A 25,847-nucleotide genomic window follows, 5' to 3' on the forward strand; every position below is an offset into this window, starting at 1 on the left:
TACCGGTTCATATCGCGCCCAAATCGACCCTCAGCGACCCGTTCTTGCTTGCGAGCGACCATGAGGGAAAACCACAGTGCGGGACGAATGGCTCGCCGGGCGCGGCTTGTGCACGGCTTGTGCACGGCTTGTGGACGGCTTGTGCACTGCGTCATCGGGCCGGTTATTTTTGGCGTTGCTTGCCGCGTCGCATGGCGCTTGCTACGCTCGCCGGATTCGACGCATCCGCTTCACGTGACCTCCCGAGCATCAAGTGATGCCCCAAGACATCTCGTTCCTGCTGCTGCCGGGTTTTTCGGCCCTCGGTTTCATGTCGGTCATCGAGCCTTTACGCGTCGCGAACCGCTTTCGCGAGAACCTGTACCGCTGGCACATCGTGAGCGTGGACGGCGCGCCCGTGCCCGCGAGCAATGGCATCTCGCTGAACGCCGAAGCGGCGTTCGCGGACGTCGATGACGTGCAGAGCGTGTTCGTGGTCGCGGGTTTCGAACCGCTTGCGTGCTATACCCGCGCGCTCGGCGACTGGCTCAAGCGCCTCGACCGCGCGAACGTCACGCTTGGCGGCATCGACACGGGCGCATTCATTCTTGCCGAAGCGGGACTGCTTCGCCCGACCGATAGCGTCACCTTGCATTGGGAAGCGCTGTCCGCGTTTCGCGAGCGTTACCCGTCCGTGGCGGCGAGCGGAGATCTATTCGAAATCGGCGAACGGCGCATTACGTGCGCGGGCGGCACCGCTTCGATCGACATGATGCTCGATCTGATTGCGCGCAGTCACGGCGCGGCGCTTGCCTCGTCGATCTCCGAGCAGTTCGTGTTGAGCCGCATCCGGCAGCGCTCCGATCATCAGCGCATGGAAATCGCCGCGCGCTATGGCGTGCACAATCCCAAGCTGATCCAGGTGATCGGCGTGATGGAACAGAACATGGAGGAGCCGCTCGCGCCGGCCGATCTCGCACAGGCAATCGGCGTCACGCGCCGGCAGCTCGAGCGGCTCTTTTGTTCGCTGCTCAAGGACACGCCGACGCATTTCTATCTGCAATTGCGGCTCGATCGCGCGCGGGAGCTGCTGCGCCAGACCGATATGTCGATTACGGCGATATGCGTGGCATGCGGGTTCGAATCGCCGTCGCATTTTTCGCGGACCTATCGCGCGAGGTTTGGCGCGAGCCCCAGGCGCGACAGGAGTCCGGCAAGTTCGGAGGCGCAGGCGCGACGGCACTGATTAACGGCGATACCGTTGCGCGCGCAAGCATCGCGTCCAACTTCAGGCATGCTCGCGTGCGCCAAGTTCGCCTGGTTCACCCAATTCATTGAACAGCCATCGCCGGAAAAGCGGCACCGCGGCGGGTGCGGGACGCGCGGGCGGACAGACGAGGTAATAGCCGCGCCCGGTCGTCACGGGTGTGTCGAGCAGGCGTACCAGAAGCCCGGATGCGATCAGTTCGTCGGTCAGCGGCGTCCAGCCCAGCGCGACGCCCTGGCCCATCAGGGCGGCCTGCACGACAAGCGAATAACTGTTGAACATGATCCCCTGGCTTTCTTCCGGCGCGGCGAGGCCATGGGCGGCAAACCATGTGTCCCACGCGAGCCAGCGCTCGGGTTCGGTCGGTTGCACGTGCAGCAGCGGCAACGCGGCGAGATCGGCGGGGTGGGTCACGGCGCGGGTCACGGTGCAATTCGCGTCGCGGAACGCAGGTGAGCAGACCGGCGTGACGGCTTCGGCGAACAGCCGCGTCGAGGTGCAGGGCGGCCAGTGGCCGTCGCCGAATGCAATCGCAATGTCGGCGTGATCGCGGTGAGGATCGTAGCCAAGCTGCGACGTGACGATCTTCACGTTGACACCCGGCATCGACGCTTTCAGGCGCGCGAGGCGCGGCATCAGCCAATAGGTGGCGAAGCCCGCGTCGGTGAGGATCGTCAATGCGCCCGTCGCGCGGCGCGCGCGAATGCAGGCGGTCGCCTCGCGAATCGTGTCGAGACCGCTGCGCACGGCTTCGTAGAGCAGCGCGCCTTCGGCCGTGAGCGTCACGCCGCGATGCCCGCGCTCGAACAGCGGCGCGCCGAGGTCTTCTTCCAGTTGCACGATGCGCTGGCTGACCGCGGGCTGGGTCGAGCCGAGCTCGCGCGCGGCGGCCGTGAAGCTCGCGAGGCGCGCGGCCGATTCGAAAGCCGAAAGCGTCTGCATCGGCGGAAGACGGTCTGGACCAGGCACAGGCATAACATCCCCTTATGGGCCGATAAGCGTACGCCGCCTTCACAAAGGTTTCGCAGGCGGCAATAGTGAAGTCCACGCGGCGAGTCACAACGATGCCTGCATCGCCGCGCAACGACGCATAACCGTACGATTCTAATCCGCCCCGCCCATGAGCCCTGTCACAAAGCAGAATATCCTCGTCCTGATGGCCGACCAGATGACGCCGTTTGCACTGCGCGCGTATGGCAATCAGGTTTCGCTGACGCCGCGCATCGATGCGCTTGCGAAAGAAGGCGTCGTGTTCGATGCCGCGTACTGCGCGAGCCCGCTGTGCGCGCCGGCCCGCATTTCGATGATGACGGGCAAACTGCCCGCCGCCACCGATGCATACGATAACGCCGCTGAATTGCCCGCACAAACGCTGACGTTCGCGCACTACCTGCGCGCGGCCGGTTATCGGACGATCCTTTCGGGAAAGATGCACTTCTGCGGCCCGGACCAATTGCACGGCTTCGAAGAGCGGCTCACGACCGACATCTATCCCGCCGATTTCGGCTGGGTGCCCGACTGGGACCGCCCCGATGTGCGTCCCAGCTGGTATCACAACATGAGTTCGGTGCTGGATGCGGGCCCCTGCGTGCGCACGAACCAGCTCGATTTCGATGATGAAGTCACCTACACCGCGCGCCAGAAACTTTATGACATCGCACGGGAGCGGGCTGCGCAACGGGATGAGCGTCCGTTCTGCATGGTCGTGTCGCTCACGCATCCGCACGATCCGTATGCGATTACCCAGCAGTACTGGGACCTGTACCGCGATGAGGACATCGACATGCCGCGCATCACGCTCACGCGCGCCGAGAGCGATCCTCATTCGAGGCGCCTGCGCGATCTCTACGAGGCGGACCTGACGCCACCGACCGACCAGCAGATTCGCAATGCGCGGCACGCCTATTACGGCGCGCTGTCGTATGTCGACGCGCAGTTCGGCGCGCTGCTCGATACGCTGAAGGCAACCGGTCTTGCCGACGATACGATCGTGATCGTCACGTCGGATCACGGGGAGATGCTCGGCGAGCGCGGGCTCTGGTACAAGATGACCTGCCTCGAAGGCGGCGTGCGCGTGCCGCTGATCGTGCATGCGCCCGCGCAATACCGCGCGCGGCGCGTGGCGCAGGCGGTCTCGCATGTCGATCTGCTGCCGACGCTGGTCGAGATGGCGACTGGCACGCGCCGCACGCAATGGCCCGACCCCGTCGACGGGCGCAGCCTGTTGCCGCACCTTCAGGACGACGGCGGCCACGACGAAGCGATCGTCGAGTACTTTGCGGAAGGCGCGATTGCGCCGATGGTGATGATCCGCCGCGGCAAGTACAAATTCATCCATACTCCGGTCGATCCCGATCAGCTCTATGACCTCGCGAACGATCCCGGCGAATGCGTAAACCTCGCGCCGGATCCGCAAGCCGCGAGCCTCGTCGACGCGTTTCGCAATGAAGTCGCGCGGCGCTGGGATATCCCGGCATTGCATCAGGCGGTGCTGACGAGCCAGCGCCGTCGGCGCTTTCATTTCGAAGCAACGACGCAGGGCGCGATCCGCTCATGGGACTGGCAACCGTTCAACGACGCGAGCCAGCGCTATATGCGCAATCACATCGAGCTCGACACGCTGGAGGCCATGGCGCGCTATCCACGCGTTACGCGCTGAATCGCATCAATACGGGAGTCCACGATGAACAAAAGCTGGAGAAGTTCGCTTGCGAAGACGGTGCTGGCAGTCGCGACGCTTGGCGCGGCCCTGACGGGGATCTTACGTGCTGCCGATGCTGCCGAACCGCAAAGCTGCACACAGGTTCGCATGGCCGATCCGGGGTGGTCGGATATCGACGCGACCAATGCCATGGCGGGCGTATTGCTGAAAGCGCTGGGCTACCAGCAGAACGTGTCGAACCTGTCGGTGCCGATCACGTATCAGGGCTTGAAGAAAGGGCAAATCGACGTGTTTCTAGGCAACTGGATGCCCGCCCAAGGTCCGCTCGTGAAACCGTTCGTGGACGAGCGTTCAATCGACGTGCTGCACGCGAACCTGACCAATGCGAAATTCACGCTGGCGGTGCCAGACTATGTGGCGGCGGCGGGCGTGCACTCGTTCGCGGACCTCGTCAAGCATGCGGACCAGTTCAACGGGAGGATCTACGGTATCGAGCCGGGCGCGCCGGCCAATCAGAACATCAAGAAGATGATCGCGGAAAAGGCATTCGGGCTTGGCGACTGGAAGATCGTCGAATCGAGTGAAACGGGCATGCTCACGCAAGTGGAGCGCGCCGTGCGCGACAAGCAGTGGATCGTATTCCTCGCGTGGGAACCGCACGTGATGAACACGAAATTCCGCTTGAGCTATTTATCCGGCGGCGATGCATTTTTTGGCCCGAACTATGGCGGCGCGACCGTGAATACGGTGACACGGCCGGGCTTTGCCGGCCAGTGCGGAAATCTTGCGCGGCTTTTCCAGCAGATGACATTCAATGTCGATCTGGAAAACCGGATCATCGCGAATGTGCTGCTAAACAAGATGGATGTCAATGTGGCGGCGCGCAATGCACTGAAGAGCAATCCGGGATTGCTCGATGCATGGCTCAAGGGTGTGACGACCACGAGCGGTGCGGACGGATTGCAGGCAGTGCAGGCGCAACTCGGCATTCACTAAATACCAGACCGCAAGCGGCGTCAACGATATGTAATGAGGCGCGCGCAGTTTTGCCATGAACTGCGCGCTTCTTCTTTTATTGCCTGTGTCGCTGCAAGGCCAAAGCGTGTCGCGTCTGGTCGGTTTGCCCGAAATATGGATTTGTACTGTGCGTGGACCGTGATGCAGGTCGCGCACGCGGCGAAGTCATCTTCGCGTTCCCCTACCTTATAGCCTGGCAAGAGAGAGCTCAATGAAAAAACTGAATGCCGCAGCATTGACGGGCGTCGCACTGGCGCTCGCCGGGGTTTCCGCCGCGAGTCACGCACAAAGCAGCGTGACGTTATACGGGATTCTCGATGCGGGTATAACCTGGGTGAACAACACGGGCGGCTCGCACGTCGTGAAGTTCGACGATGGCATCTCGTACGGCAACCGTTGGGGCATCAAGGGCACCGAAGATCTGGGCGGCGGCCTGCAAGCGGTCTTTGCGCTGGAGAGCGGCTTTCACCTGGGCAATGGGCAGTTGGGTTTTGGCGGTTCGATGTTCGGTCGCCAGGCGTATGTGGGACTGCAGAACCAGTGGGGCACATTGTCGTTCGGCAATCAGCTGGATATGACTGAAGAGATGGTGTACCTCTACAACGTCTCGGCATGGGCGAGCGGTTATGCGATTCATCAGGGCGACTTCGACCGGTTCAACGGCGACCGCCTGCCCAATGCGGTGAAGTTCCTGTCGAAGGAATTCGGGGGCTTCATGTTCGGCGGCATGTATTCGTTCGGCAACGTCGCGGGCGACTTCCATCGGGACAGCGCATGGAGCGTGGGCGCGCACTATGCGAACGGATCGTTCACAGCGGGCGCCGCCTACACGCAGTTGAACAATCCGCATGGCATCTACGCGTTCGATCCGTACGCGATGCTCGGCGTGCACACGTTTCTCGGACAACAGGTCGCGACGGTCGATCCCGCCACGGGAGCGCGAACCGATCTGTTTTCGGCCAACCCGTTCCCGGTGGACAAGCAGGGCACATTCGGCATTGGATCGAGCTATGCGATCGGCAATGTGACGCTGATGGGTAACTTCACGTACACCGCGATCAAGGGTCTTGGCGTGACGTCGCACATGAAGGTGGGTGAGGGCGGCGCCAGTTGGCAGGTGACGCCTGCGTTCAGTGTGATCGGCGGCTATCAGTACACGAACTTCGAAGGGCACCACTGGAATCAGGGCTCGCTCGGCGCGCACTATCTGTTGTCCAAGCGCACGGATGTGTATATCTCCGGTGACTATCTGAAGGCGTCGAGTGGCGTGGACGCGGTGATCGGCTATAGCTTCACGCCGTCGACCTCGACGACTCAAGCCGACGTGCGGATCGGGATGCGGCATTCGTTCTGAGTGCGCCGCTCGCGCCTACGTCTCGCTCCAAAGCCGCAAAAGATTGTGATAGCAGCCCACGAGACTACGGCGCGCGCCGGCGTCCGCGTCGCTGGCGTTCAGCCGCTGGATGGCGGTATCCATGTCGAACAGCAGCGCGCGTTTCGTGTCGTCGCGCACGAGGCTTTGCACCCAGAAGAAGCTCGCAACGCGCGCGCCGCGCGTGACTGGCCTGACCTGGTGCAGGCTCGTGGCCGGATAGACGATCATGTCGCCCGCAGGCAGCTTCACTTCCTGCACGCCATAGGTGTCTTCGACCACGAGTTCGCCGCCTGCGTATTCCTCGGGCGATGAGAGAAACAGCGTGACCGAGACGTCGGTGCGCAGCTTCAGCCCATTGGGCAGCACGCGCACCGCGCCGTCGACATGGCTGCCGAACGTCATGCCGCCTTCGTAGCGATTGAAGAGCGGCGGATACACCTGGTTGGGCAGCGCCGCGCTGATAAAGAGCGGATGGCGCTCGATGGCCGCGAGCACCACGTCGCCCAGCTCGCGCGCGAGCGGCGTGTGCTCGGCAATCTGCCGGTTGTGCTTGACGGGCGCGCCCGACCATCCGGCCGTGGCGCGGCCATCGACCCATGCATCGCCGGCATGATCGAGCCGCTCGCGCAGCGCGCGCACCTGCTCGGGCGTCAATACGTTGGGAACATGGATCAGCATCGCGTGCTTCCTTTTCGAATCAGAAACGATAGTTCGCCGTAGCGAGGAACGTGCGGCCGACGCCCGGCACCGAACGTCCGCCATCGGAGGGAACGAGTGCGTCGTAATAGAACTTGTTGGTGATGTTCAGCAGATTGAGCTGCACGTCCCACTTCTTTGCGTGATACGCGGCCATCGCATCCCAGCGCGTATAGCCGCCCGTTTCCACATAATTCGTGTTCGACGCATAGCGCGACGACATATAGGTCGGCCCGCCGCCGATTTCCCAATGCGGCGTGAACGCATACGTGGTCCACAGCGTGAAGGTGTTGCGCGGCGTGTTGGCCGGCGTGTGGCCCTGGGTGCCGTCGGGCGCCTTGAGGATCACGCCGTCCATATACGTGTAACCCGCGAACACTTGCCACTTGTTCGTGATGTGGCCCGTGGCGCCCGCCTGAAAGCCGCGCACGCGAATGTCGCCTTCGAGCATGTATTGGCCGGTCGATGTCTGCGTGCGCGCATTGTCTTTTTCCTGCTGGAAAAGCGCCGACGTCACCGAGAGATTGCCGCCCAGCAGATCCCATTTGCCGCCCACTTCATACGATTTGCTGCTCTCGGGCGCGAGGTTCTGCGTGTTGTTCGTGACCGTGAGCGCTTCGAGCGACGGATTGAACGAGGTGCCGTACGAGAAGTAATACGACTGCCAGTCGGTGGGCTGGTAGATCGCGCCGGCGCGCACGCTCGTGAAGGTATTGGTCTGGTCCGCGTAGGCGGGCGCGCTCACGGTGTTCGCAATGTGCGCCTGGAAGCGATCCCAGCGCACGCCGCCGATGAGCTTCCAGTGCTCGCCGATCGACATGGTTTCATTGAAGTACGCGGCCAGCGAGGTCGCGCCCGATTCCGCATGATTGCCCACGGTCTGCGTGACGTTCGAAGGTGTCGGAATATAGACGGGGTCGAGCAGCGAGACGATCGGCAGGTTGTTGCGCGTCGTGGCCTGGTTCGTATAGCTGTCGTGGCCGATTTCGACGCCCGCAATCATCTCGTGCTTCACGGCGCCCGTGGAGAACTTGTATTGCGCCATCGTATCGTTATAGATCGAGTGGTTCTCGATCACGCGGTCGTGGCTCGCGAGCTTCACGTACAGCGATGAAAGCGGCAACGTCGTGTAGTTGCCGTTTTTCAGCGCCGGGCTCGAGGCGAGCGGGCCGGTCAGCACGGCGCCCGGAGCGGTCTCGCGCGCATCGGTGCGCGAGTGCGAGAACTGCGTCTGGTTGCTGATCTTGAACTGCTCGTTGAAGGTGTGATCGATGCGCGCCGACACCGTTTGCACGTCCTGGATCGTGCGGTCGTCGGTGAGGCCGTAGAAAGTGCTCTTCGACGGCGCGAACGGATGCCCGTTAATCGACTGCACACCATAATCGGGCATATCGCGGTTGTGCTGGATGAGCGCCGAGAGCGTGATCTCGGTGGGGGTGCCAATCCCGAAGCGCAGCTCGGGAGCGAAGCCGTAATCCTTGTTCTTCATCTGGTCGCGCGTCGAACCCATCGACTGGCCAAACGCGTTCAGGCGGAACGCGGCATGGTCGCCGAGCGGGCGGTTCAGGTCGAGCGTCGTGCGATAGCGGTCGTCGGTGCCGAGGGTGGCCGAGACTTCGGTGAACGGCTTGCGCGTCGCGTGCTTGGTCACCTGATTGATCACGCCGCCTGTCGAGCCGCGTCCGAACAGCATCGACGAAGGACCGTAAAGCACTTCGATCGACTCGAGGTCGAAGGTGTCGCGGTAGTACTGGTTGCGGTCGCGAAAGCCGTCCAGATAGATGTCATTCTGTGCGGTGAAGCCGCGCAGATTGATGTTGTTGCCGATCTGCCCGCCTTCCGCGCCGCCGATCGTGATGCCCGGCGCGTTGCGCAAGGCGTTCTGAAACGAGGTGGCGCCCTGCGACTGCATCACGGCCTTGTTGATGACGGTGACGCTTTGGGGGATGTCGCGCAGCGCCGTGGGCGTTTTTGCGCCCACGGTCGAGGTCTCAGCCTGGAAGTCCTGATTATGCTGGCCGGGGGCCTGCGCCGAGACGGAGATGGCGGGCAGCGTGGCGTTATCCGTGGCCGGAGTCGCCGGAGCTGGCGGAGTGGCCGGAGTGGCCCGAGCTGGCGGAGTGGCCCGAGCTGGCGGGGCAGACTCGCTCTGCTGCGCGGCAACTGGCGCGCTCTGGGCGAGCGCGGACGAAGCAAAAGGTACGGCAAAGACCAGCGCGAGCGCACTCGCGAGCGGCGTCCTGTTCGACATGGGGGCCCTGTGCAAGGAATAATCCGCGCGATCGATTGCGCACGCATGGCGCAACAGCGCGGGCGGGGTGGCTGGCTGAGCCGCCCCAGATGCACGGGGAAACGACGCTAGGCTGGCTGGTCCTGGTTTAAACGTCCCGAATTCTTCCGGGAAATGAGAATCGATATCATTCCATATATTTCAGTCGGTTTCAATCAGTTGGCAGCATTTCAGCAACACTTTCAGCCGCTCATCGCGAGGGCCGCCGTGTCGCGGTGGGTGATCGCCGTCGAATTAATGGGCCCAAGCAAAAGACGGATGCGCTGACCCTCGTAGGGTTGGTCATCATGCTGCCGGACCGCCCGCAGAACCGTCTGCTTTCCCAGCTGGAAGGCGAGCCGGATCTGCGCTTCAGTGTGGTCGGCTGCGCCCAGCGTTTCGCAGACGACTTCATACGGAATGGCAAAGGCACGGTATCCCCACGCAAACCCGTACGCGGAAAACCACAATTCGGTGCCGTGAGAGAGGACGGGCGCCGTAAGCCAGATGGTTGGCTCATTCATGGAGTTCACCTTTCAGAAGACATCAAGTCATCGATTTCGCGTTTCCCGTGCCGCTCGGTTGTGTGCTGGGCGTTCTGATGTATCGCCGAACAACAGGCTATGCCTCGAGAGCAACGTTCGTTTGACGTATATCAATGCCGTGCCAGCGCCTGAAAAATACGGGCATTGATCTGCGATGCCTTGGAAACGAGGGGGAATCGCTCATACGTGCATTGCTGGAACGATCGACGGCCGCGAAATCTCAGCATGCTCCGGCGATCACGGCGGCGTTGATATGCATCAACTGGCGAAGGGGCAAGGGCGAGTCTAGTTCCAGATAGCGGCCGTACCTGGACGAAGGAGGGTGAAATGGCCTGGAACCGCCGATACAGCCTGATCAGCCACGTGCGCTCGTCGCTGTGGATCGTACCGGTTTTCGCGGTGATGTCCGCCATGATTCTCAAACGTGTCGCTGTTGCCGTCGGCGAGTGGCTCATCAGCACGCATGGCTATGACGTTGAGAACGGATTCCTCTCCGTGAGCGCGGATGAGGCCCACGCCATACTCGACCGCATCTTCACGCTCAACCTGTCGTGCCTCGTATTTACCTTCAGCTCATTGCTCGTCGCGATCCAGATCGCGGGGGGGCAATACACGCCACGCATCATCGCGACAACCCTGCTCCGGAACAACGTCATCCGTTGGGTGGTGGGGCTATTCGTCTTCTCGATGCTCTGGACCCACAGGACGATGACCGAGCTCGGCCAGGGCACGCTCATACCGCAATTGCAGGTTGCCCTTGCCACCGCGATCGGGCTCGCGTCGCTCGTGGCGTTCATCCTGCTGATCGACTATTCGGCGCGACTCCTGAGGCCAGTGAGTCTCGTGGGCCGTGTCGCCGAGCTGGGATTCATCGTCATCCGCAATGTGTATCCCGACAAGTTGTCCGAGCAGGGAGACGCCGCCCTGGCGGACGACGCCGCGGCCGCGGAAGTGGACAGCGCACGAATGAGACGTGAGCCGGCGAACCGCGTCGTTTGCCTGCGCGGCAGGTCCGGCGTCGTGCTGGCCGTCAATCTGCCAGGCCTTGTGCGCGAGGCGCAGCGTGCGGATTGTTTTATTGAATTCGCGGTTCAGGTCGGCGATTTCGTTGCAACCGATGAGCCGCTTTTCTATTTGTATGGCAATTCCTGGGCGCTGGACGGCCGTCGGCTGGAAAACCTCGTCGCACTCGGCTCCGAGAGGACGATGGAGCAGGATCCCATGTTCGCGTTCCGCATCGAGGTGGATATCGCGCTGAAAGCGCTGTCGCCGGCCATCAACGATCCGACGACAGCAGTTCTGGCAATCGATCAATTGCACAGGCTGCTCGGGATGATTGGAAAGCGCTCGCTGGCCAACCGCGAAATCTACGACGAGAGCGGGCAACCCCGGGTGGCCTTTTACACGCCTGACTGGGAAGACTATGTTCATATGTGCTTCAGGGAAATCCGGATGGCAGGAGCCGGAAGCATCCAGATTGGCCGGCGCCTTCGGGCCATGATCGATAACCTGACGACGACGTTGCCCGCATCGCATCACGCCGCTTTACGCAGCGAACGTGACCTCCTGGACGCAGCGATTGAACGGGAGCACATTCTGGCCGAAGACGCGATCCTGGCGCGTATCGGCGACACCCAGGGGCTGGGCGGCTCGTCCGTCGCGTCCAGCGCAAGGAGCCGGCCTCGACTCATTGTCAGCATGGACCCCGACCACACATCAGAGCCGGAAGCCACCACGCATGCGGGGCGATAAAGAAGCAGGCTGCCTTGCGGCAGGCAACTGACCTGCATCAATTGCAAGGTCCGGTGCATGATTATCGTGGATCGATGATGGCCGGTTACATGGGACCGGGCAAACCTTCGACGACGCGATCGGCAAATTCCGGTTGAATGGCCGGGTAGGAGGACGCGATGGACAAAGAGCACGTTCCCGCCGCGAGCACTGACGCGACTTCCCCTGCCAGAGGCTGGCGCGCGATACTCGTGCCGGCGCAATGGCTGCCCGATTACCGGTTGCCGTGGCTTTCATCCGATCTCGTGGCCGGGGTCACGCTGGCTGCGTACGGAATACCCGTGTCGCTTGCCTATGCGACGCTCGCCGGTTTGCCGGCCCAATACGGCATTTACTGCTACCTGGTCGGCGGCATCTTCTACGCCTTGTTCGGTACCTCCCGCCAACTGGCCATTGGGCCGACTTCGGCGATTTCGATGCTCGTTGGCGTGACGGTCACGGACATGGCAGGCGGCGACCCTGGGCGGTTCGCCTCCATTGCCGCATTGACGGCGATCCTTATTGCGATCATGTGCCTGATCGGCTGGATTCTGCGGCTAAGCTCGCTCGTCAACTTCATCAGCGAGACCATATTGCTGGGCTTCAAAGCGGGCGCCGCACTGACTATCGCGCTAACCCAGTTGCCCAAGCTTTTCGGGGTCAAGGGGGGCGGGGAGCAGTTCTTCGAACGCGTTTCGATCCTGTTCGGGCAGCTTCCAGACACCCAGCTCGTTGTGCTCGCCTTCGGGGTTGGTGCGCTAGCCCTGCTGGTTCTCGGCGAAAAATTTTTGCCGGGGCGTCCCGTCGCGCTGTTCGTGGTCGCGCTATCCATTGTTCTGCTTTCGCTGACGCCGTTGGGCACGATGGGATTCAAGGTCGTCGGCGCATTGCCGCGCGGTCTGCCGGATTTTCACCTGCCCTCGCTGCGCATTCGCGACGTGGACGGCATTGTTTCGTTGGCGTTTGCCTGTCTGCTGTTGTCGTATGTGGAAAGCGTGTCTGCGGCTCGCGCCATTGCCCAGAAAAATGGCTACGAAATCGATCCGCGTCAGGAACTGCTCGGACTCGGCGCGGCAAACCTCGCCGCGGGTCTCTTCCAGGGGTATCCCGTCGCGGGTGGCTTGTCCCAGTCGTCCGTCAACGACAAGGCTGGGGCCAAAACTCCGCTCGCGCTGGTATTCGCTTCGATCGCCATCGGTCTATGCCTGATGTTTCTCACAGGCTTGCTGACCAACCTGCCCAACGTCGTACTCGCAGCCATCGTGCTGGTGGCGGTCAAGGGTCTCATTGACATTCGCGAGTTGCGTCACCTTTGGCGCGTCAGCCGCTATGAGTTCATGGTGTCGATGGTCGCATTCGTTGCGGTCCTGTTGCTGGGAATTCTCAAAGGGGTGATCTTTGCGGTGCTGGCGTCGATGCTTTTGCTCATCCGGCGCGCGGCACATCCGCACGTGGCGGTTCTTGGCCGCATTCCCGGCACGCACTTCTATTCGGACATCGAGCGCCATGCCGACAACGAACAGATTCCCGGCGTGTTGATGTTTCGCGTCGAGGCGTCGCTGCTTTACTTCAACGCCGACCACGTGCGCGCTGCGATTACGGCGAGAATCTTGTGCGCAACTTGCCCCGTGAAACTGGTGATACTGGACCTCTCGAACGCTCCCGCGGTGGACATCGCGGGAGCGAGGATGCTGGCCACTTTGCACACGGACCTTGCCAGCGCAGGAAGGCGGCTGCGCCTCGTGGCTGCTCATGGCAGCGCGCGCGATATGTTGCGCGCCGAAGGACTGGAAGAACTCGTTGGCGATATTAGCCGACGGGTCTCCGTGGACGACGTCATCGAAACGTACCTGCGCGAGATGGACATGAAGGATATCGAATCGATATCTGAAGAGCATCGAGATGCCGGAATGGCGCCTTCATAGCGCAGGTTTGTGAAAGTGTCGCGCGTTGCGGTCTGCCTGCCCTGATCGACAATTTTTGCGTATCGCTAAAGACTGGTGCGGGCGATGCCATCGCGCGGCAAGGCCCTTCTCTGATTGACGAGGGTCAACCAGGTGGCGATGAGCGAGCTTATCGTAGATGCAGGCTGTGCCGTTTCCGAAGATAGCCTTTATCTGCACTCCAAACGTTATTGATTACGAACTGCTAGCGGGGAGCATGGCCCGAATGCGGGCCCACGATGACCATGGTGAATACGCCTGCACCTATCGTGTCCATCGTCGATGGCGATGAGCACGTCCGCAACGCCCTGTGGCGCCTGCTTCGCGCCAGTGGTTACACCACGCGGGCATACGACAGCGCAACTGCGTTCCTGCAGGACGTAGACCTGGAGAACTCGCCTGCTTGCCTGCTGCTCGATCTCGAGTTGCCGGACTCGAGCGGCATCGAATTGCAGCGTCGGCTCGACGGCATCGTGCCGATCGTGTTCATCTCCGCGCACGGTGACTTGACCACCGCTGTGGCCGCGATGAAGGCGGGCGCGACCGATTTTCTGGCGAAGCCAGTCGATGCGCTGACCCTTCTCGACGCCACAGCGCGCGCCGTCGAGCGCGCCTGCCAGCTATTTGCACGCCGCAAGGAGCGTGCTGAGATTCAGAGCCGCGTCGACAGGCTGACCCCGCGCGAACGCGAGGTCATGGCGCTGGTGGTCAAAGGCCGCCCTAACAAGCTCGTTGCAGACGAACTGGGCGCAGCAGAGAAGACCATCAAGATCCACCGTGCACGCGTGATGGAGAAGATGCAGGTGCGCTCGCTGGCCGATCTGGTTCGCCTCGTAGTGGGCGCGCAGGCCGATGACGAGGCGTTTCTGGCCGTGCCCGGCCGCGCGCGAGCGATGGCTTATCGCACACATGATTTGCATAGAAGGGGATCTTCATGATCAATGCACTTGCCAGGTGGCACGCCGATCACGTCAATTTTGTGCGGCTACTGGATCTGCTGGACGAACAGGTGGGGGCCTTCCATCTGGGAGAGACTTCGGACTACGCTCTTATGAGCGATATCCTTTACTATCTGCGAGACTACTCGGATCGTTATCATCACCCCCCGGAGGACGTTGCCTATGCGCGGCTCGTCGAACGCAATCCCGGGACTCGGTTGATAGTGAACCGGCTTCTGCAAGAGCATCGCGTGATTGCCACGGCTGGAGAAGAACTCTTCAATCGCCTGAATGACGCAGCGGCAGATGTACTGGCGCCGAGGGCGGATCTCGAGGCGGCCACGGCTACCTATCTTGTGTACTACCGCCACCATATCTTCTCTGAGGAGCGCGATATCATGGCCAGCGCAGCTCAGGCATTGACCGAAGAGGACTGGGCTGAGGTAGCCGCGGCGGTGCCGGCCGGTCCCGACCCGCTCTTCGGCGACAATGTGCTGGAGCGCTTCGTCTCGTTACGCAGGAAGATTGCCCCTGACGTCTGAGATCGGTTCTCGTCCGCGTATATTCAGGCGCTCATCGCGCCCTGCGTTCCCGGCTGCGTTTCAGCGCCTGCTGAGCGATGGCCGCCATCTCGCCGTCGCTAAGGGTGTTCGCGACGGCGCACGCGTAGGCATGATGCTGCTGCGTCATTGGCACGCACAAATCACGCGCATCCATATAGCGCAGCAAAGCGATCCGCTTGTGTCCGGCTGCAATGCTGTGCTCGTACAGTGACAGAGCGGCCTGCGGGTCGCGGCCCTGCGCGACCCGCTTGACGAGGACACTCGTTTCGGTGCGGTTCATTTTTTTGCGGTCTTCGCGTTACCACGCCGGCCTGGCGACCGGCCATCATCCCAACGCAGTGCGCTTCTTCTTCTCAGGGTCGTCGAAGGGCAGAGCGGCCGTCACGCCGCGCGTCTCGATACTGCCCCTGACTTCCAGCGCGATACCGTCGCGTGCCTGGTCCACGTCCACGCGTGCGATCGCGAGAGAGCGCTTCGTGAGCCGCGAGTACATCCCGCAGGTAATGACGCCAACCTTGCGGCCGTTTTGCCACAACGTGTCGCCTGCCGCGGTGGCGCGCGACGCACTGACATCGACGCCGTAGATCTTGAAGCGCTCTTTATTGGCGAGACGGAAATGCTCGGTGGCGCCGCAGAACTCCGTCTTTCCCGGTGACACGGTGAAGTCGAGGCCCAGTTCCCACAGCGTGTCTCCGGCTTTCTCGTCGCTGAATGGCCAGGTTTCCGAATTATCGTAGGGATAGAACAGCAGATAGCTCTCCACGCGCAGCCAGTCGAGCGCCGCAAACGCACAGGGAATGATGCCGAAGCCCTTGCCTTTGGCGAGGATCGTGTCCCAGATCAGCGGCGCATCCACGGCCTTGCAGAAAATTTCGTAGCCGCGCTCGCCCGTGTAACCGGTGCGCGAGATGGTGACGGGCCGGCCGAAAAGGCGCGTCTGTATATGGTGGAAGTAGGGCAGTTCCCGTATGCCAGCCACATGCTCGGCAAGGAAGTCCACAGCGGCCGGCCCTTGCAGCGAAAGGTCATGCAAGTCGTCGTCGAACAGCACGGCAACCTGACGGCCCACGGCGGAGCGCACGAGCCGTTCGTAGCCGGTGCCTGCGCCATGCACGACCATGAAGGCGTTCGGGCCGGTGCGGTAGACGATGCAGTCGTCGATGAACTTGCCGTCTTCGTTGAGGATGGATGCGTAGGCCGACTTTCCCGGGTAGAGCTTGCTGATGTCGCGCGTGGTCGCCCAGTTCAGCAAACTCTCGGCGTGCGGGCCGACGTAATGAACTTTCTTCAGGCCCGAAACATCCATGAGGCCCGCCTTGGTGCGGATAGCCTCGTGATGGTCCGCGAGATCCGCTGCATAGCTCCATGCCATGCCCATGCCGTTCCAGTCTTCCAGGTTGGAACCCAGCGCGCGATGACGGTCCGCGAGTGCCGAAATACGCCATGAATTTGCCATGGATAACGCTCCGTAAAGTAGCGATGAGGGATTGGCGAACCGCGCAGCGCCGGCAGTCTTCGATACTGCCGGCGCACGCAGTTTCCTTAACCTGCATTTTTGACGAACGCAGTTGGGGCCGCTATCCAGAAGAGGGGGTATGCCCAACGTGGTAGCGGCGCTCGCCACACGCGCAGTGCCTGGCAATGCTTCGAATATCCGTTAGGATTGCATTAGAAGCGATGCAGAAAGCCGATGCGGACCACAGCCTGGTTCTCGCTCGAAGAGAGGTCCGCTGCACCGACAATGTGTGCCGCATCGAGATCGGTGCCCGTCTTGCCGTTCGTGTGCTGATAAGCGCCTTGCGCGTAGACCGAGGTCCGCTTGCTGAGCGAATAGTTCAGCGCCAGCGCGACCTGGTGCCAGTTCGGACTCGATCCGCTCGCCGTCTCCTTGAGGTTGCCGTGCGTGAAGGTGTAGGCGGCGGCGACGGACAGCGCAGGATCGATGAAGTACTGACCGTTGATTTCGACGTTGTCGAACTTCCACGACGACCACGCTTGCGTGCCGATGTCGGGCGCATAGGCGTTGCCGGTTGGGTCATAGACGTCGACATGCGAATAGGCAAGGCCGATGTTCGAACCGTCGCCGAAGGTCCATTTCACGCCCGCGCCGATATTCTGCTGGCGCGCGGCGGTGAAGACGCCGTCGCCGCCCACCGCGCCGGTGCTGTTCAAGTTGCCGTTGGACTGACGCGTGTAGGCCACCGTGGCCGAGAAAGGGCCGGCGCCATAGCTGATCCCCGCGCTATAAGCGCGGTTGTTGGCGAAGTTGGTGGCATTGCTGAACCCATACACGCCTTCTGCCTGAAACCCGGCGAAGGTCGGACTCACATATTTGACCGCGTTGTTGAAGCGGAAGTCCTGGTCCGCGTTGTCGTTGTCGAACGGATGCGATGCGAGGTCGCCGATGGTGTTGCCCGCCGCCGTGAATGGGCTCCACATGTCGACGATTGCGTCGTACTGGCGTCCGAACGTGAACGTGCCATAGTTCGCTGAACTGAGCCCGACGAATGCCTGGCGGCTAAAAAGCGTGCCGTTCATGCTCAATGCGCCGTTGTTGACATTGAAGCCGTTTTCGAGGGTGAAGATGGCCGAAAGACCGCCGCCAAGATCCTCGACGCCCTTGAACCCGAAATTCGACGCGTTGGAGTCGCCGCTGACCATGGCGTAAGCGCTATGGCCACGCGCGTTCGACGTGTAGTTCAAGCCGTCGTCGATCACGCCATAGAGCGTGACGCTGCTCTGCGCATGGGCGTGGCCGGCCACGAAAAGTGCCGCGAGCGCGGCGCAAGGAAGGTGCTTGTTCATGAGCTAGCGTTGGCTCCTGATTTGACGGGCGAGACAGGGGAGTTCGTACTGGTGCTGGAGTTTCGTCGGGCGCCCGGAACCCGTACAGAACTGCATTGATAGCTCGCCGGTGATGCGAACGACGGCGGCGAAACATTCACCATGAACCGATGATGCGGGACTTCCACTTGCATTCTTCCCACTCGCGCGACGGGTCGGAATCCATGACGATGCCGCCGCCCACGCAGTACACGCCCTCGCCGCTGCGATCGAGAACGAGGGTGCGTATGGCGACGTTCATCGAGAACCGGCCATCTGGCGCGAGCCATCCGATGCTTCCGCAATAGACGCCTCGCGGCGCGATTTCGAGGCGGCGGATGTGGCGCATCGCGGCAATCTTCGGCGCGCCGGTGACCGAACCGCACGGAAAGAGCGCGCGCAGGATGTGTTCGAGATTCGGCTCGCCGATATCGGCGGTGATCGTCGAGGTGAGCGTCCAGACCGTTGCGTATCGTTCCAGCGCGAACAGGTTCTCCACCGCGACCGAACCGGTGCGCGCAATGCGCCCGAGGTCGTTGCGCAGGAGATCGACGATCATGAGGTTCTCGGCCTTGTCCTTCGTGCTCGCCTGCAATTGCGCAGCAAAGCGGTCGTCTCGCCCGGGATCGGGATCGCGCGGCGCGGTGCCCTTCATGGGCCGTGTCGTGAGCTTGCCGTCGCTGTGCTTAAGGAACAGTTCCGGAGAAAACGAAAGAATCCGGCGATCGCCGTCTTCGATATACGCCGCATGCGCAGACGGATTCGCGCTGGCCAGACGCCGGTAGAGCGCCCCGGTATCGCCGCGCATGCTCACGTCGAGCGGAAACGTATAGTTGATCTGATAAACCTCGCCCGCGGCGATCAGGCTGCGGATCTCGGTCACCTGCTCCATATAGCGATGCTTGCCGATGCGTGGCGTGATCGAGATGATCTCGCTTTGCGCATCGTTCGCGAGGGCCTCGCACGATGGCGCTTCATTCGCATCGTCGAAAACGAGCGCGGTCAGCGGCGCTTGCTGTGCGTCTTCCTCATTGCTGCGTTCATGCAATGACGGCTCGAGCCAATACCCCACCTCATAATCGGCGATCAAGGCAATCCAGTGTCCTCGCGCGCGCGCCGTGTCGATTTCCTGCATCGCCCCCGCGAACTCGCGGCGATTGAGGGCCGTGATCCGCGAGTGCGGGCCGCGCATGACGAGCGCACGTCCAGCAACGAAATCGTCGAATCGGCAAGTGTCCATGGACGAGGAGAAGTTGAACCACGAATCAATGCGCCGAGCATCGACGACCAAAAGTGCTTCATCAATGATTCGTAGTAGGTATCCCCCATGGGGTAGGCGCGATGCGCCTGTACGCGCCGGGCGCACGGTGCAGACGCGGCATGGCGGCAATGGGTAGCGCGCTTCTACCCGCTTCTACCCCTTAGGGGAGACGCGGCGGCCGCGCACCGTTGTCTATGCTTCGCGCAGGCATCACCCGGTATCGGGACACTATGAATCCGAGGAAATCGTGGAGACAAGACATCGAGCAGCGGACCAACGCGCCCCGACCGTGCATGAGATGATAGGCGGCGAGGCCGCGCTCGCGCGCCTTGTCGAGACGTTCTACGACATCATCGAAACCGATCCCGAAGGCGCGCGCATTCACGCGCTGCATTTGAAGGGCTTTGGCCTCGCCCATGTCAGGCAGGCGCAGTTCGAATTTCTCTCGGGCTTTTTCGGCGGCCCGCATTACTACCTCGAGCGCATGGGGCACGCGAATCTGCGTACCATGCACGCGCACATCGAGATCGGGCTGGCGGAGGTCGAGGCGTGGCTGACGTGCATGCGCAAAGCCATCGCGCAACTCGGCTATGACGACGACGTCGCGGCGACGCTGATGCGGCACTTCACACGGTCCGCGCAAGCGCTGCGCAATACCGGCTAGCTCGCACTTCCAGGCCGATACCGGGCGTGCGGCCACCCAGGGTCTCTATCTACCTACAAAAACAGTATTGACACTCGGGGCTCCATCCACAATAAATACCACGGTGAAACTTTGGTTCCGAAAGGGAAACTCGACCAGATCGGTCGAAATTCCCCAATCGTTTCGCCGTGACTGATGGAGGGATTGAGCATGAGTTACCGCTTGAGAAAGCGCATCGACAGCATGTTTGCCCGGGACCGTTGGATGGCAGGCACCGCATTGCTTGCGCTATGGGTTGCGCTGGGCTTCGTCTACTTTGCGGTGAGCATGTCGGTGGCGGATCCTGGGGTCCGGATTGCGCTGACGGTTGGCGCCACCGGCGTGGTCGTGTTCAATACCGCGTCGGTGACGGCGATGGTGCGGCACTACAAGGAAGACAAGGACCATATTTACGGTCTGGACATCCACCATCTCGACGAGAACCGTCTGCGCAAGGCGGCGCTTCGCGACAGCGAGCAAGAAGAAGTGCTCGCCTGACTTCCCCGCCGCTGGACCACACAACGCAATGCCGACCGAAGAGGAAACTCGTCATGGCATCCGTATATGTTCCCCCTGTGCAGAAGGGCTTCGGGCAGCTGGTGGATAGCCTGTTTCTGCTGGTGCTCGTGTATTGCAGCCTGCTCGGGCCGCTGTTGCTCAAGGTGCCGGACAAGCAGCCCGATCAGGCACAGGCCGCGACCAGCCAGGTGTCGTGGCAGACGCTGGGCCAGAATCCCACCATGCAGGCGCAGTGGCAGAAGCTCGGCTACAACGCCGGGCAGGCCAAGCCCATCATCACCACCCGGTTCGACTACGTAGTGGAGCCGGGCTCACTGATCGTCACGGCGCTCGTGATCGTCGGCTATTTCGTATTCGTGCTGCGCGTGTCAGAGAAGCAGTATCGACAGGTGATCGCGGAAAAATTCGGAGAGTGACGCCATGAACTTCTGGTCATTGCTGAGTCATGCCGCCTGGGCGCTCGCAATCCTGCTGTTTGCGTGGATTCTTGTCGATGCGCTGCGGGTCTCCCGCACATACGACGACGATTTCCTGATGAGTTCGACCGAAGGCAGCGAGTAACCCACGCGATAACCCCCGCGACGGATCCGCCTCAACCCGTCTGGATAGCCAATCTGTACAGGAGCGGTGCATGAGCGACGCAGCAACGGCAGGACAGTCCGGAGAGCGCATTGCCCTCCTGAAAGTACTGGGACCGATTCACGTGTGGGCGCTCGGCGTGGGCATCGTGCTCGTGGGCGAGTTCATGGGGTGGAACTTCTCGGTTGCCAAAGGCGGTGCATATGGGTCACTGATCGCCTGCTGGATCATCGGGCTGCTGTACACCTGCGTAGCCATGATCGACTCCGAAGTGACCTCGACAGTCGCGGCGGCCGGCGGCCAGTACACGCAGGCGAAGCACATCATCGGGCCGCTCATGGCGTTCAACGTAGGCCTCTATCTGGTGATGGCCTATACGATGCTGGAAGCGGCCGACGCGCTCGTGGTGGGCGACCTCATCAAGGCCGTGGCGGCGGATTCGGGTTATGCCGTCGACTCGCGCCCGTTCGCGCTCCTGACGATTGCCTTTCTCGCGTGGCTCAATTACCGCGGCGTGTTCGTCACGCTCACGGTCAATTTCGTGATCACGGCGATTGCCTTTCTCGCCATCGTCGTGCTGTTCTTCGGCGTGCAGCCGTGGAATCCGGGCCAGGTCCTGCTCCATCATCAGTTGCTGACGCAGTTGCCGTATGGCTGGCTCGGCGTGGTCGCCGCGCTGCAGTTCGGCATGTGGTACTACCTGGGCATCGAAGGCACCTGCCAGGCCGCCGAGGAGGTGCGCTCGGCAGGACGCTCGATTCCGCTCGGAACCATGTGCGGGATGATCACGCTGCTGATTGCCGCCGCACTGACCTGGTATGTCGCCACCGGGCTCATGCCGTGGGAGTATCTCGGCCAGGCAGTGACGCCGCTCTACGACGCTGCGCGCCTCACGGGCAACAAGGGGCTGCAAACGCTGCTGTTCGTGGGCACGCTGTTCTCGGCCATCGCATCGGCCAACGGATGTATCAACGACGCCTCGCGCGCCTGGTTTTCGATGTCACGCGACCGCTATATGCCGATGTGGTTCGGCGCGGTGCATCCGCGCTATCGCACGCCATACCGCGCGATCATCTTTCTGGTGCCGATTGCGATCTCGTTCGCATTCACCGGCTTGCTCGATCAGGTCATTACGTTTTCCATCCTGTCCGGGCTGCTCGGCTATACGTTCATGTCGATCAACATCGTGAAGTTTCGTCGCAAATGGCCGCTTGGCAGCATCAATCGAGGCTACGTCCATCCGTTTCATCCGATCCCGGCGATCGTGCTGGCCTGCCTGTGCTCCGCGACCTATTTCGCCACCTATCTCGGCTATGGCGCCTCGCTGCTGTCGATCATGGCGTTCTATATCGTCGCGTCGATCTGGTTCGCGCTGCATCGCTACAAATACGTCAAGCGTGGCGACCAGTTCACGATGAACTGGCCGCGGCCGAGGGACTATTGACGGGCATTGAAATCGACGCTAGCCGTGGCAGCGGCGCGGGCGGGTCATACCGCCCGCGCCGCATTCGTATAGGGAGGGTTCCGTCATGTGGCTCGCAGGCAGCGCTCCTGCCACGGCGTTTTCTGCCGTATTGACTGCCGTATTCGTCGCGGTATTTGCGCTGACACTCGCCATCCTCAATCGACGCGCGCGCGAATCGCTCAGGACGCAACGCCGCAAGCTGTTCGATGGGTGCTTCGCGCTTTTCGATCACGCCACCTTGACCCAGGACGACGTCGCCTTTCCCGTGCTCACGGGCTCGTATCGCGAGCATAGCGTCAGGATCGAACCCATCGTGGATCAGGTCGTGTTCCGGCAGGTGCCGTCGCTCTGGCTGACCGTATCGGTGAGGCAGAACTTGCCCGTCGCCGGAACGTTCGATCTGCTGGCGCGCAGGGCGAACGTAGAATTCTGGTCACACGCCGATGCTTTGCCGCGGTGCGTCCCGCTCCCGAGCGATTGGCCGGGCCATACCTCGCTCAAGTCGGATCGCGAGGCATCCGAATTGCCGCTGCGCATACTCGATCCGCACGTGAGGACACTGTTCTCCGACCCGCGCTCGAAGGAGCTGGTCGTGATGCCGCGCGGCGTGCGCATCGTCTATCAGGTTCAGGCGGCGGATCGCAGCGAATACCTGGTGCTGCGCCGCGCGACGTTTCATGGGGCGCACGTGAGCGTGGCGCTGCTCGAGTCGCTGCTCGAGCGCGCGACGGCCGTATGCGCCGATCTGATGCAAGGAGGCGAGCATGCAAGCGCACGAAATCGAAGCAGCGCAGAAACGTGTTGACGAAGCGACCGGAGAAGCCGTCGAGAAAGCCTCAAAGCGGCCCCCGGATCCAGTCGTGCGCCGCCCTTTGCACCCCTGGGTCGTGCTGGCCGCCGCGGCGGTATTGCCGGGCGCAGGGCAGGTTCTCAACCGCATGCCGAGGCGTGCGCTCATCATGGTGTTCTTCATGCTGTTGCTGGGCTTTGTGACGCTGCAACTCGCCGCGCCCGGGCGATCGTTCGCCGGCCGTCACGCGGGCGGCATCTTTGTCTATGCGATTGCGGTGCTCGACGCCTACGCGGTCTCGCGATATCGCCGCGAGTACTTCGTGCAACGCCAGCGCGCAGGCGACATGTAGCGCGCGGCAGCGGACGGCTCGCATTTTTCTACCCCCGGAAGGGTAGTGCTTACCCAGTGGGCTATACCCCTGATTGGGTTCGTGGCAGGAAAAAAAGTTTATTGGCGTTGACAAGTGAAATTCCGCTGATTACTTTTAATCCACGTTCAATCCTGTCGAGAAATGGGTGCCCCTCATGTCAGAAACGCGCCGCTTTACACTGACGTTGTCATGCCCCGACCGGATCGGCATTGTCGCTGCCGTCAGCGCGTTCATTGCCGAGCATCACGGTTTGATCATCGAGGCGACTCACCACGCCGACGAAATCGAAAAGCGCTTTTACATGCGCCACGAGATCGCCACCGACTCGCTGCCGGTCAGCCTCGAGACGTTTCGCGAGCGCTTTGGCCGCATCGGCCGCGAGTTCTCGATGGACTGGAAGGTGACGGATCATTCGCAGAAAAAACGTGTGGTGATCCTCGTTTCGAAGCTCGAGCATTGCCTCTACGACCTGCTCGCGCGCTGGAAGGCGGGCGAGCTCGACATCGAGATTCCGTGTGTGATCTCGAACCATGAAACGTGGCGCAGCTTCGTCGAATGGCATGGCATTCCGTTTCATTACGTGCCGGTCACGCCGGACACCAAGCAGCAGGCCTACGACCAGGTGCAGCGCCTGTTCGAGGACGCGCGCGCCGACACCATGGTGCTCGCGCGCTACATGCAGGTGCTGTCGCCCAAGCTGTGCGCGGCATATCCGGGCCGCATCATCAATATTCATCATTCGTTCCTGCCGAGCTTCGTTGGCGCGAAACCGTATCACCAGGCGTATGCGCGGGGCGTGAAGCTCACCGGCGCAACCTGCCATTACGTGACGGAAGATCTCGACGAAGGCCCGATCATCGAGCAGGACGTGATTCGCGTGCGCCATTCCGACCGGCCCGACGATCTCGTGCGTCTTGGCCGCGACATCGAAAAAGCGGTGCTGGCCCGAGGCTTGCGTTACCACCTCGAAGACCGCGTGCTGATACACGGCAACAAGACGATCGTTCTGCGCTAAAAGCAGCCCTGCTGTCCAACCCGGTTTGCCCGCGCGCCGCTGTGCGCGCGGATGAGAACAAGGAGTGAGCCATGCCGTGGCGTCTCGTGCGTTTTGCCATGTCGAAGAAGCACCCTGAGCCGCGGATGTTCACCCGGCATGACACTTTGCGCAGTTCTTATGACGTTGTGATCATCGGCGCGGGTGGCCACGGGCTCGCGAGCGCCTACTACCTCGCCCGTGAGCACGGCATCAAGAACGTGGCGGTGCTGGAGAAAGGCTATATCGGCGGCGGCAACACGGGCCGCAACACCACGATCATCCGCTCGAACTACCTGACGCCCGAAGGCGTGAAGTTCTACGATCAATCGGTCAAGCTGTGGGAGGACCTCTCGCAGGACTTCGACCTGAACCTGTTTTATTCGACGCGCGGCCACTACACGCTCGCCCATACGGATTCGGCCATGCGCACGATGCGCTGGCGCGCGGAGGTGAACAAGCACTTCGGCGTGGACTCGGAGGTGGTCGGCCCGAAAGAGGTCAAAGAGGCCGCGCCGATGATCGACCTCTCGTGCGGCGGCGTGGCGCCCATCCTCGGTGCGCTGTATCACGCGCCGGGATCGGTCGCGCGCCACGACGCCGTGGCATGGGGTTATGGGCGCGGCGCCGACCAGCGCGGCGTCGAGATTCATCAGCAAACCGAAGTACTGGGCATCGACGTGGTGGGCGGCAAGGTGAAGGGCGTAAAAACCTCGCGGGGCTATATCTCGACCAACAAGGTGCTGTGCGCGGTGGCGGGCTCCACGCCGCGCATCACCGACATGGTCGGGCTGCGCACGCCCATCTTCATCCATCCGCTGCAGGCGATGGTGAGCGAGCCGCTCAAGCCCTGGCTCAATCCGATTCTGGTTTCGGGGAGCCTGCATGTCTACATCAGCCAGTCGGCGCGTGGCGAGCTCGTGATGGGCGCTTCGCTCGACCCCTACGAGCTGCATGCCACGCGCTCGACGCTCGATTTCGTGGAAGGGCTCACGGCGCACATGCTCGAGATGTTCCCGTTCCTCTCGACCGCGAAAGTCATGCGCCAGTGGGCGGGGATGGCGGACATGACGCCGGACTTCGCGCCCATCATGGGCAAGACGCCGGTGGAGGGCTTCTATCTGGACTCCGGCTGGGGCACGTGGGGCTTCAAGGCCACGCCGGTGTGCGGCAAGACCATGTCGTACACCGTTGCCAACGATACGAACCATGAGCTGATCAACGGCTTCACGCTCGATCGCTTCCGCCGCTATGCGCTCACGGGCGAGAAGGGCGCAGCATCGGTCGGACACTGAGCG

At 62.0% G+C, this 25,847-nt stretch carries 25 protein-coding genes; 17 read left to right on the plus strand and 8 right to left on the minus strand.

All coding sequences use genetic code 11. From position 1 onward, the window contains the following. The first annotated feature begins 256 nt into the window (after positions 1-256). Positions 257-1,225, plus strand: coding sequence for a GlxA family transcriptional regulator (locus P5W99_RS29755; protein WP_421027413.1), 969 nt, complete (start codon positions 257-259; stop codon positions 1,223-1,225). Positions 1,226-1,267: 42 nt separating this feature from the next. On the opposite strand, the gene P5W99_RS29760 is transcribed toward P5W99_RS29755, so the two are convergent. After that, positions 1,268-2,188, minus strand: coding sequence for a choline sulfate utilization transcriptional regulator (locus tag P5W99_RS29760; RefSeq protein WP_421027414.1), 921 nt, complete (start codon positions 2,186-2,188; stop codon positions 1,268-1,270). Between the two features lie 178 nt (positions 2,189-2,366). Here P5W99_RS29760 and betC point away from each other — a divergent pair, with 178 nt between their 5' ends. The 3 genes from betC (at position 2,367) to P5W99_RS29775 (ending at position 6,279) form a co-directional block, all read left to right on the plus strand. Next, complete coding sequence (gene betC, locus P5W99_RS29765) at positions 2,367-3,905, plus strand: choline-sulfatase (RefSeq protein WP_434664712.1); 1,539 nt, start codon at positions 2,367-2,369, stop codon at positions 3,903-3,905. A gap of 24 nt (positions 3,906-3,929) precedes the next feature. After that, complete coding sequence (locus P5W99_RS29770) at positions 3,930-4,904, plus strand: choline ABC transporter substrate-binding protein (RefSeq protein ID WP_421027416.1); 975 nt, start codon at positions 3,930-3,932, stop codon at positions 4,902-4,904. Positions 4,905-5,136: 232 nt separating this feature from the next. Then, positions 5,137-6,279 carry a porin gene (locus P5W99_RS29775; RefSeq protein WP_434664714.1) on the plus strand — a complete coding sequence of 381 codons (1,143 nt, stop codon included), beginning with the start codon at positions 5,137-5,139 and terminating at the stop codon, positions 6,277-6,279. Positions 6,280-6,294: 15 nt separating this feature from the next. Here P5W99_RS29775 and P5W99_RS29780 read toward each other — a convergent pair whose 3' ends face one another. The 3 genes from P5W99_RS29780 to P5W99_RS29790 all read right to left on the minus strand — a co-directional run bounded on the left by P5W99_RS29780 (position 6,295) and on the right by P5W99_RS29790 (position 9,789). Next, entirely contained in the window at positions 6,295-6,978 is a 684-nt protein-coding gene (locus P5W99_RS29780) for a Fe2+-dependent dioxygenase (RefSeq protein ID WP_421027418.1), read from the minus strand. A gap of 19 nt (positions 6,979-6,997) precedes the next feature. Then, positions 6,998-9,247 carry a TonB-dependent receptor gene (locus tag P5W99_RS29785; protein ID WP_434664716.1) on the minus strand — a complete coding sequence of 750 codons (2,250 nt, stop codon included), beginning with the start codon at positions 9,245-9,247 and terminating at the stop codon, positions 6,998-7,000. Between the two features lie 221 nt (positions 9,248-9,468). Continuing rightward, a complete protein-coding gene (locus P5W99_RS29790) occupies positions 9,469-9,789 on the minus strand; it encodes a hypothetical protein (RefSeq protein WP_421027420.1) in 321 nt (106 codons plus the stop codon). A 348-nt stretch (positions 9,790-10,137) separates the two neighbouring features. On the opposite strand from P5W99_RS29790, the gene P5W99_RS29795 reads away from it, so the two are divergent. The 4 genes from P5W99_RS29795 to P5W99_RS29810 all read left to right on the plus strand — a co-directional run bounded on the left by P5W99_RS29795 (position 10,138) and on the right by P5W99_RS29810 (position 15,003). Next, positions 10,138-11,562, plus strand: coding sequence for a DUF2254 domain-containing protein (locus P5W99_RS29795; RefSeq protein ID WP_421027421.1), 1,425 nt, complete (start codon positions 10,138-10,140; stop codon positions 11,560-11,562). A gap of 158 nt (positions 11,563-11,720) precedes the next feature. Further along, positions 11,721-13,505: a SulP family inorganic anion transporter gene (locus tag P5W99_RS29800; protein ID WP_421027422.1), complete on the plus strand. Its 1,785-nt coding sequence runs from the start codon at positions 11,721-11,723 to the stop codon at positions 13,503-13,505. 257 nt (positions 13,506-13,762) lie between these two features. Further along, a complete protein-coding gene (locus P5W99_RS29805; RefSeq protein WP_421079611.1) occupies positions 13,763-14,461 on the plus strand; it encodes a response regulator transcription factor in 699 nt (232 codons plus the stop codon). After that, entirely contained in the window at positions 14,458-15,003 is a 546-nt protein-coding gene (locus P5W99_RS29810; RefSeq protein WP_421027424.1) for a hemerythrin domain-containing protein, read from the plus strand. Before P5W99_RS29805 ends, P5W99_RS29810 begins: the two co-directional genes overlap by 4 nt. Before the next feature lie 31 nt (positions 15,004-15,034). Here the strand turns inward: P5W99_RS29810 and P5W99_RS29815 are convergent, their stop codons facing one another. The 4 genes from P5W99_RS29815 to P5W99_RS29830 all read right to left on the minus strand — a co-directional run bounded on the left by P5W99_RS29815 (position 15,035) and on the right by P5W99_RS29830 (position 19,087). Continuing rightward, complete coding sequence (locus tag P5W99_RS29815) at positions 15,035-15,304, minus strand: hypothetical protein (RefSeq protein ID WP_421027425.1); 270 nt, start codon at positions 15,302-15,304, stop codon at positions 15,035-15,037. Between the two features lie 45 nt (positions 15,305-15,349). Further along, positions 15,350-16,480 carry an aminomethyltransferase family protein gene (locus tag P5W99_RS29820; RefSeq protein WP_421027426.1) on the minus strand — a complete coding sequence of 377 codons (1,131 nt, stop codon included), beginning with the start codon at positions 16,478-16,480 and terminating at the stop codon, positions 15,350-15,352. A 212-nt stretch (positions 16,481-16,692) separates the two neighbouring features. Further along, positions 16,693-17,829 carry a porin gene (locus P5W99_RS29825; protein WP_421027427.1) on the minus strand — a complete coding sequence of 379 codons (1,137 nt, stop codon included), beginning with the start codon at positions 17,827-17,829 and terminating at the stop codon, positions 16,693-16,695. 136 nt (positions 17,830-17,965) lie between these two features. Continuing rightward, positions 17,966-19,087 (minus strand): aminodeoxychorismate synthase component I, encoded by a 1,122-nt coding sequence (locus P5W99_RS29830; protein ID WP_421028012.1) that lies wholly within the window; start codon positions 19,085-19,087, stop codon positions 17,966-17,968. Positions 19,088-19,406: 319 nt separating this feature from the next. Between P5W99_RS29830 and P5W99_RS29835 the strand changes: the two genes are divergently transcribed. From P5W99_RS29835 to P5W99_RS29875, 9 genes are all read left to right on the plus strand, one after another. After that, on the plus strand, positions 19,407-19,772 hold the full coding sequence (locus P5W99_RS29835) for a group II truncated hemoglobin (protein ID WP_421028013.1): 366 nt from the start codon (positions 19,407-19,409) through the stop codon (positions 19,770-19,772). A gap of 189 nt (positions 19,773-19,961) precedes the next feature. After that, positions 19,962-20,288, plus strand: coding sequence for a hypothetical protein (locus P5W99_RS29840; protein WP_421027428.1), 327 nt, complete (start codon positions 19,962-19,964; stop codon positions 20,286-20,288). A 53-nt stretch (positions 20,289-20,341) separates the two neighbouring features. Next, positions 20,342-20,725, plus strand: a complete 384-nt coding sequence (locus P5W99_RS29845) for a hypothetical protein (RefSeq protein ID WP_421027429.1) — start codon at positions 20,342-20,344, stop codon at positions 20,723-20,725. A gap of 4 nt (positions 20,726-20,729) precedes the next feature. Then, the gene (locus tag P5W99_RS29850) at positions 20,730-20,870 is read left to right on the plus strand and encodes a hypothetical protein (RefSeq protein WP_421027430.1); all 141 of its coding nucleotides are present in this window, start codon (positions 20,730-20,732) and stop codon (positions 20,868-20,870) included. Between the two features lie 70 nt (positions 20,871-20,940). Continuing rightward, positions 20,941-22,332 carry an APC family permease gene (locus P5W99_RS29855; RefSeq protein WP_421027431.1) on the plus strand — a complete coding sequence of 464 codons (1,392 nt, stop codon included), beginning with the start codon at positions 20,941-20,943 and terminating at the stop codon, positions 22,330-22,332. A gap of 85 nt (positions 22,333-22,417) precedes the next feature. Next, a complete protein-coding gene (locus P5W99_RS29860; protein WP_434664721.1) occupies positions 22,418-23,158 on the plus strand; it encodes a hypothetical protein in 741 nt (246 codons plus the stop codon). Then, the gene (locus P5W99_RS29865; protein ID WP_421027433.1) at positions 23,118-23,495 is read left to right on the plus strand and encodes a hypothetical protein; all 378 of its coding nucleotides are present in this window, start codon (positions 23,118-23,120) and stop codon (positions 23,493-23,495) included. Before P5W99_RS29860 ends, P5W99_RS29865 begins: the two co-directional genes overlap by 41 nt. A gap of 175 nt (positions 23,496-23,670) precedes the next feature. After that, entirely contained in the window at positions 23,671-24,531 is an 861-nt protein-coding gene (purU, locus tag P5W99_RS29870; RefSeq protein WP_421027434.1) for a formyltetrahydrofolate deformylase, read from the plus strand. 71 nt (positions 24,532-24,602) lie between these two features. Beyond that, positions 24,603-25,844, plus strand: coding sequence for an FAD-dependent oxidoreductase (locus P5W99_RS29875; protein WP_421027435.1), 1,242 nt, complete (start codon positions 24,603-24,605; stop codon positions 25,842-25,844). The last annotated feature ends 3 nt before the right edge of the window (positions 25,845-25,847 follow it).

The sequence above is a fragment of the Paraburkholderia sp. A3BS-1L genome, assembly GCF_051125215.1.
Taxonomy (GTDB): Bacteria; Pseudomonadota; Gammaproteobacteria; order Burkholderiales; family Burkholderiaceae; genus Paraburkholderia.